Annotated in this window: 7 protein-coding genes; 5 read left to right on the plus strand and 2 right to left on the minus strand. The window is 64.3% G+C overall.

Annotated elements, in window-relative coordinates:
* The 5 genes from EOA28_RS18965 to EOA28_RS18985 form a co-directional block, all read left to right on the plus strand.
* Positions 1-1,070, plus strand: a 1,070-nt coding sequence (locus tag EOA28_RS18965; RefSeq protein ID WP_128315150.1) for a sugar ABC transporter substrate-binding protein, incomplete at its 5' end; no start/stop codon positions are given.
* Between the two features lie 75 nt (positions 1,071-1,145).
* Positions 1,146-2,690, plus strand: coding sequence for a sugar ABC transporter ATP-binding protein (locus tag EOA28_RS18970; RefSeq protein WP_127252312.1), 1,545 nt, complete (start codon positions 1,146-1,148; stop codon positions 2,688-2,690).
* Complete coding sequence (locus EOA28_RS18975; RefSeq protein WP_126060006.1) at positions 2,687-3,667, plus strand: ABC transporter permease; 981 nt, start codon at positions 2,687-2,689, stop codon at positions 3,665-3,667. The genes EOA28_RS18970 and EOA28_RS18975 overlap by 4 nt, the downstream gene beginning before the upstream one ends.
* Positions 3,664-4,650, plus strand: a complete 987-nt coding sequence (locus EOA28_RS18980) for an ABC transporter permease (protein WP_126081921.1) — start codon at positions 3,664-3,666, stop codon at positions 4,648-4,650. The genes EOA28_RS18975 and EOA28_RS18980 overlap by 4 nt, the downstream gene beginning before the upstream one ends.
* A 35-nt stretch (positions 4,651-4,685) precedes the next feature.
* Entirely contained in the window at positions 4,686-5,189 is a 504-nt protein-coding gene (locus EOA28_RS18985) for a gluconokinase (RefSeq protein ID WP_127253678.1), read from the plus strand.
* Between the two features lie 15 nt (positions 5,190-5,204).
* Here EOA28_RS18985 and EOA28_RS18990 read toward each other — a convergent pair whose 3' ends face one another.
* Complete coding sequence (locus tag EOA28_RS18990) at positions 5,205-6,353, minus strand: hypothetical protein (protein ID WP_127253677.1); 1,149 nt, start codon at positions 6,351-6,353, stop codon at positions 5,205-5,207.
* A 142-nt stretch (positions 6,354-6,495) separates the two neighbouring features.
* Positions 6,496-6,945, minus strand: coding sequence for an Rrf2 family transcriptional regulator (locus EOA28_RS18995; protein WP_040970141.1), 450 nt, complete (start codon positions 6,943-6,945; stop codon positions 6,496-6,498).
* Positions 6,946-7,088 lie beyond the last annotated feature (143 nt).

Here is a 7,088-nt window from a genome sequence, read left to right on the forward strand (position 1 = left end):
GTTCGTCGGCGATCGCCGGACCTGAAGTTGTCAAGGGACCCGCGGCAGAGCCGGACTGCTTTGCGCCATGGGCGGCCGCCTCGCCGTTTTTCAAATTTCCGAAAAAAGACGGTCCTTACCGCATCGCGCTTGCCAACGGCTACATCGCCAACACCTGGCGCATCCAGATGATCCAGACGGCCAAGGCCTATGCGGCGCAGCCGGATGTCGCCAAGAAGCTCAAGGAATTCAAGGTCGTGTCGACCGGCGAGGATGTGCCGGCGCAGATTTCGGCGATCAACAACTTCATCGATTCCGGCTTCGACGCGATCGTCGTCAACGCACAGAATCCGACCGCCTTCGGGCCAGTCATCAAGCGTGCCAAGGAAGCCGGCGTCGTGCTCGTTGCCTTCGACAACATCCTCGACACCAAGGATGCCATCAACGTCAATGTCGACCAGAAGGGCCTGGGCGAGCTCTGGGGCAAATGGCTGGTCGCGCATGTGCCGAATGGCGGCAAGGTGCTCGAAGTGCGCGGCGTTGCCGGCACCTCGGTCGACACCGATCGCCACAACGGCATCCACGAGGTGCTCGATGGGTCGGGCAAGAAGTGGGACGTCACCGAGGTCGTCGGCAAGTGGGATGACGGCGTGGCGCAAAAGGCCACGGCCGATGCCATCGCCACCAGCGGGCCGTTCGACGGCGTCACCGGGCAAGGCGGCGACACCGGCATCGTGCAGGCGATGATCGACGCCAAGCATCCCTTCGTGCCCTTCGGCGGCGAGACGGAAAACGGCTTCCGCAAATTCTGCGCCGCGCACGCTGCCGATGGACTGAAATGCTCGTCCGCCGGCACCGGCCCCGCACAGGTGGCGGTTGCCATCAAGACCGCGATCTCGGCGCTCGAAGGCAATGTCGTGCCGCAATCGGTCAAGTTGCCTTTGGCTATCGTGGAGGACCCGAACTTCAAGGCCGGCCAGGACTACTTCCCGGACCAGTCCGACAATTTCTTCGTCGGCAATTCCTTCCCGACCTGCGGCATCAATTTCACCGCGCAGGAAATCATGGGCCAGACCAAGGAAAACAAATAGTCTGACCGGACGGTGCCGCGGCGAGCTCGCGGCACCGTCCTCCTGTTCTCAACTCGAAACGGCCAGGGAGGGCTGATGGACGGCGCGGCTCCGCTCTTCCGCATGGAAGGCATCTCCAAGCGTTATGGCGGCGTGCGGGCCCTTGAAAAGGCCGACCTGACGGTCACTGCCGGCGGCATCCACGCCATTCTGGGCGAGAACGGCGCCGGCAAATCGACGCTGATCAAGGTCATGGCCGGCGTCGTGGCGCCCGACGAAGGCACGATGACGCTCGATGGCCGCGAAGTGAGCTTCGCCTCGCCGGCAGCAGCCAATCAGGCCGGCATCGTCTGCATCTTCCAGGAACTGTCGCTCATCCCAGAATTGAGCGTCGCCGACAACATCGTCATTTTCGATCCGCCGAAACGCTTCGGCATGATCGACCGCAAGGCGCAGCGGCGCATCGCGGAGGAAGCGCTGGCACGCGCCGGAGCTTCCGACATCCATCCCTGTGCCCTGGTCAAGGATCTGCCGCTGTCGCGCCGGCAGATGGTGGAGATCGCCAAGGCGCTGGCCCGGAAACCGCGCATCTTGATCCTCGACGAGGCGACCTCGGCGCTGACGGCGGCCGATGTAGCCAAGGTGTTCGAAGTGCTGAAGCGGCTGCGCTCGGAAGGACTGGCGCTGCTCTATATCTCGCACCGCATGAACGAGATCGCCGAGCTCGCCGACCACTGCACGGTGTTCCGCAACGGCCGCAACGTCGCCAGCTACCCCGCCGGCTCGAAGAGCGACAATGAAGTGGTCGAGCTGATGATCGGCCGCGAATACAGCCATATCTTCCCGCCGAAACCCGGTCCAACTGCGGCCGCGACGACGGTTCTCGAAGCGCGCAGCCTCTCCTGGGCCGACCGGCTGGACAATATCTCGTTGAGCGTCAGGGCAGGGGAAGTCGTGGGTCTCGGCGGTCTCGATGGACAGGGGCAGCGCGAATTGCTGCTTGCCTTTTTCGGCGTGCTGCGTGGCCTTTCGGGTGAGATCCTGATCGACGGCAAGCCCGTTACGATCGCCAGCCCGACCGCGGCCAGCCACGGCCGCATCGGCATGGCGCTGATCCCCGAGGATCGCAAGACCGAAGGGCTGATGCTGCCGATGACGGTGCGCGAGAACCTGTCCTTCGCGGCGCTCGACAGGCTGTCGAAAGGCGGCATCATCGATCGCGTCGCCGAGCAGCGGCTGATCGACGACATGGTCGGGCTCTTGGCCATCAAGACGGCTGGCCTCGACATCCCTGTCGGCGCGCTCTCCGGCGGCAACCAGCAGAAGGTGGTGATCGCCAAATGGCTGATGCGGCAACCGCGCATCATCCTGCTCAACGATCCGACGCGCGGCATCGATGTCGGCACCAAGCAGGAGCTCTACCAGCTGATGCGCAAGCTGGCCGACGCGGGCGCCGCGATTCTGTTCTATTCGACCGACTATGACGAGCTGATCGGCTGCTGCGACCGCGTGCTGGTGCTCTATGACGGCGCGGTCAAGCGCGAGCTGGTCGGCGCCGAGATCACCGAGCACGCGCTGATCGCCAGCGCGCTCAACATCCATGGCGAAGGTGCCGGGCCGAGGCAGGGAGTGGGCGCGTGAAGGACTGGCGTTACTGGCTGGCCGAGCAGCGCGGAACGCTGCTGGCATTCGGCATCTTCATCGTCATGTTCGCCATCTACAGCGGCAACCATCCGGCCGGCTTCACCGCCAATGTCGTGCAGACGGCGGCCAACAAGGGCGTGCTGCTGGCCTTCGTCGCCATGGCTCAGACATTGGTGGTGATCACCGCAGGCATCGACCTGTCGGTCGGCATGATCTTCACGCTCACCAACTGCATGGCTTCGTGGCTGGTGATCGGCACCGGCCTGGAGACGGCGTTTGGCGTGCTGGCGGTGCTCGGCACCGGGCTCATCTGCGGCGCCGTCAACGGCGCGATCGTCATCTACGGTCGGCTGCAGCCGATCGTCGCCACCATAGCCACGGGCGCCGTCTTTTTCGGCCTGGCGCTGCTTTTGCGACCGGTTCCCGGCGGTTCGGTCAACGAGGACCTTGCGGATTTCCTGACCGGGCGTTTCTTCGGCGTCGTGCCGGCGAGCCTCGTGGCGCTGCTGGTCATCGTGCTCGTCGTCTGGGTGCCGTTCAGCCGCTCCGAATTCGGGCGCGCCGCTTATGCGGCCGGTTCATCGGAGACGGCGGCTTACATGTCGGGCGTGCCGATCCGCAGGGGCAAGTTCCTGGCATACACGCTTGCCGGCCTGCTTGCGGCCATCGGCGGCCTGTTCCTGACCTTCTTCACCTATACGGGCGAGGCGGCCTATGCGAGCGGCAACGCCTACACGCTGTTCTCGATCGCCGCCGTCGTGCTCGGTGGCGTTTCGCTGTTCGGCGGCAAGGGCAGCGCCATCGGCGCGATCTTCGGCGCGCTCGCCTTCCGCACCATCGGCGACCTCTTGTTCGTCTTCGACTTCGATCCGCTCTGGCAGCCGCTGTTCCAGGGCGTTATCCTGTTGATCGCGGTCAGCCTCGGCGCTTTCGCGCTGTTTCGGGTGCGCAACCGGCTGGAGTGGTTCCTGTGAGCGAAACGACCATCGGCGGCATCGCCGGCCGCATGCCCAAATTTCTGCGACGCGCCGATCCGGCTGTTGTCACCTCCTTCGCCTGCATTGTGATCCTGCTCCTGCTCGGCAGCCTCTATTCGCGCAGCTTCCTTTCGCCGGAATATCTGCTGCAACAGTTGAAGGTCGCGTCCTTCCTCGGTGTCATCGCCACCGGCATGATGCTGGTCATCCTGCTCGGCCAGATCGATCTGTCCGTGCCGTGGTCCGTGGCCACAGGCGCGATGATGGCCTGCGCGGCCGCCGCCTACGGATCGCTCGGCGTCGCGTTGGCCATTCCTTTCGGGGTCCTGTGCGGGGTCGCGATCGGCCTCGTCAACGGCATCGGCGTCGCCTATCTGCGCATTCCCTCGATGATCATCACCTTGGCCACCAATGCCGTGGCGCAAGGGCTGATGGTTGTCTATACGGGCGGTTTCTCGCCACAGGATTCGGCGACGGCGGCGATGCGCTATCTGGCAACCGGTTTCACCATCCCGGGCGTTCCCAACGCCGTCATCATCTGGGCGCTGATCGGCGCCGCGATGGTCTTCGTGCTGACCCGCACCAGCTTCGGCCGCGCCGTCTACGGCATCGGCAATCGCGAGCGCGCCGCCTATCTTTCCGGCATCGACACGCGCCGTATCGTGCTGATCGCCTTCGCCGTCTCCGGCGGCCTATCGGCTTTTGGCGGCGTGCTTCTGGCCGGCTATGCTTCAAAGGCGGCGCAGTCGATGGGCGACGCCTATCTGCTGCCGTCGATCGCCGCCGTCGTGCTGGGCGGCACGTCGATCCTCGGCGGGCGCGGCTCCTATCTGGGCACGGTTGCGGGCGTGATCCTGATCACGCTCCTGCAATCCATCCTCTCGGTTATGCAGATGCCCGAGGCGGGGCGGCAGATCATCTATGGCGTCGTCATCGTCGCCATGCTTCTGCTCTACGGGCGCGCGCCGGCAAGCCGCTGACCGTGGATGAGGCAAGCGCAAGACCGCAGCTTCGCATGACCGATCTTCGGACGGTGCCGGCCATCGTCGTGATGGGCGTTGCCGGTTGCGGCAAGACGGCCGTCGGCGAAGCGCTTGCCGGGGCTCTTGGCGCCGACTTCATCGAAGGCGACCGGCTGCATCCGCCGGAGAATGTGGCGCGCATGGCGCGCGGCGAGCCGCTGACGGATGCGCTGCGCGAGGGCTGGCTCGACGCCATCGGCGCGCGCATCGCGAGTTCCGTTGCCGAAGGGCGGAATGCGGTGGCGGCGTGCTCGGCGCTGAAGCGGACGTATCGCGACAGGCTGAGCCGCTTTTGTCCGGAGGTCGTCTTCCTTTACCTCAAGATCGATCGCGAGACCGCCTGGCGACGGGTCGCCAATCGCAAGGGCCATTTCATGCCCGCAAGCCTGGTCGACAGCCAGTTCGCCACGCTGGAAGAGCCTGCCGCGGACGAGCGGGCGGTGACGGCCGACGGAACGCGAAGTGTTGGCGATATCTTGAAAGAGATTGCTGGTTAGAACAGTTCGGGGGATTCAGGCGCCGTCATTGCCGATTGCGGCCTCGGTTGGCCGCTCGGTCAGCCGCGTGGCGCTCGACCAGGCCATCATCTGCTCCGGACAGAGTTTGAGCGTTTCCAGCATATGGTCGCGCTTCGACAGGATGTATCCCGCCTGGACCGCAAGGTTCTTCGCCGCTGTGGTGTCCCCCGCCGGCAATGCGGGCGCTTGCGTGCCTGCGCTCAGCTCGCTGACGATAGCCCGGTACTGGCGGAAAGGGATCGTCTCGATCGTCGCCATATGAAACAGCGCAGCACCCGCGCGTGCGGCGAAGTTTGCCGGCGCCGAGGCGAGGTGGGTCCAGCCACGTTCGCCCATGGCGGCCTCGGCGAAGGCGGAGCCGGCATAGATGGTGTTGGTCATCAGCACCACGCCATTTGCTTTCAGGACCTTCTGGATGCGCGTGGTGACCTGATATGCGTCGGTGCGCTCAAAGACGATCCGGCTTTTCAGGAAACGGTTCTCGACCTCGACCAATGGCGGATTGATGACGCGCAAGCCGAATTCGCTTGGCGAAAGACCGTGGTACCGCGCGCTTACCTGATGGGCATCGACGCCGGCCTCATGCAAGGCGCGCTTGCCCATGATCGTCTGCGCCGTGAACTGGTCGCACCATATGATGACGCCGCGCCCGTTGTGCAGGGCTTGGTGGAGAGCCTCGAGGCCTTCGAGGCGGATCGCCGGCGACCAGCGCCAGTCGGCGACGAGATGCGCAGCAAGCGTCAGCCGCCGGCGGTGAACGGCGGCAAGCTGCGCTTCGAATATTCTTCGCGTGTCGACAGTGTCGCCGAGCACCGCCTTCACCGCGATGTCGTAGCGGGCGAACTCCTTGCGGAAATGGCGCTTGCGCCGGAGCCCCGACACCCAGCCGCAGATGGGTTCCCACCAGGAGACCGGCAGAACAGCCGCGACGCCGAGATAGAAGCAGGACAGCAGGCTCTCGCGCAGGTCCCGATTAGCGAAGCGTCGCAGTTTTCCGGGGCGGATTACCTTGCGGCTGAAGAAGCGAACGGTTTCATTGCGCTCCGGCACCGGCACATCGGCGATGATCTCGGTGCGATAGATGTCGTTCGACGTTGGCTGCCGGCTGGCCCTGCGGGAATTGCCAAGCCAAGGCAGCCTCATGCGTCAGAGCCCCGTTCCACTTTTTAGATGGAGAATGATCTTGTCCGAAAACCGGTACCCACTTTTCCGGATCGTGCTCTGCCGCTTTACTGCGTCGAAAGCAGACAAGCAACCAAGGGGCCTCTGTCGAGGGCGAGCCGTTTCAGATCTGCGAAGTGAGCTCTGCCGGGAAATCGTCGTTGTCGGCGTCGCGCATGGCAGCGAGGCTGCGGTTGTCCAGCACCTCGGCGATTGCCTGGCGCACTTCCAGCATCATGTGGCGGACCTGGCATGTCGCCTCGTCGCAGTCCTCGCAACGCTGATATTGCGTGCGGCTGGCGCAAGGGATTGGCGCCAGCGGTCCGTCGAGCACGCGCACGACATGGCCGATCTTGATCTCGGAAGCGGGCCGGGCGAGGCGATAACCGCCTTCCTTGCCCTTGCGGCTCTGGACGAAGCCGGCATTGCGCAGCTCGCCCAGGATCGCATCCAGGAATTTCTTCGGGATGTTGTTGGCGACCGCAATGTCGTTGACGAATGCAAGCTGGCCAGCCGGCAGGCTGGCAAGATGCACAAGGGCCTTGAGGCCGTATTTGCCTTTTTTGGTCAGCATGCCCGATTCAATTCATCAAACCCCAATCGCCCTGCATCTGGCGGTTGTTTGTGTGCAAATCATGACAGTTTGACCGTCGAACGCCCTCTGGCCAACAATTTGCCGGTGCAGCTTAGGCACAAACGCGTTGATTCTTCGTAACG

Origin of the sequence: Mesorhizobium sp. M2A.F.Ca.ET.067.02.1.1, assembly GCF_004023285.1 — a bacterium.
GTDB lineage: Bacteria > Pseudomonadota > Alphaproteobacteria > Rhizobiales > Rhizobiaceae > Mesorhizobium.

Excerpts from the sequence above, each read along its gene's own strand:
- EOA28_RS18970 (WP_127252312.1), top strand. The coding sequence starts at position 1,146 with ATGGACGGCGCGGCTCCGCTCTTCCGCATGGAAGGCATCTCCAAGCGT.
- EOA28_RS18985 (WP_127253678.1), top strand. The coding sequence starts at position 4,686 with ATGACCGATCTTCGGACGGTGCCGGCCATCGTCGTGATGGGCGTTGCC.
- EOA28_RS18990 (WP_127253677.1), bottom strand. The coding sequence starts at position 6,353 with ATGAGGCTGCCTTGGCTTGGCAATTCCCGCAGGGCCAGCCGGCAGCCA.
- EOA28_RS18995 (WP_040970141.1), bottom strand. The coding sequence starts at position 6,945 with ATGCTGACCAAAAAAGGCAAATACGGCCTCAAGGCCCTTGTGCATCTT.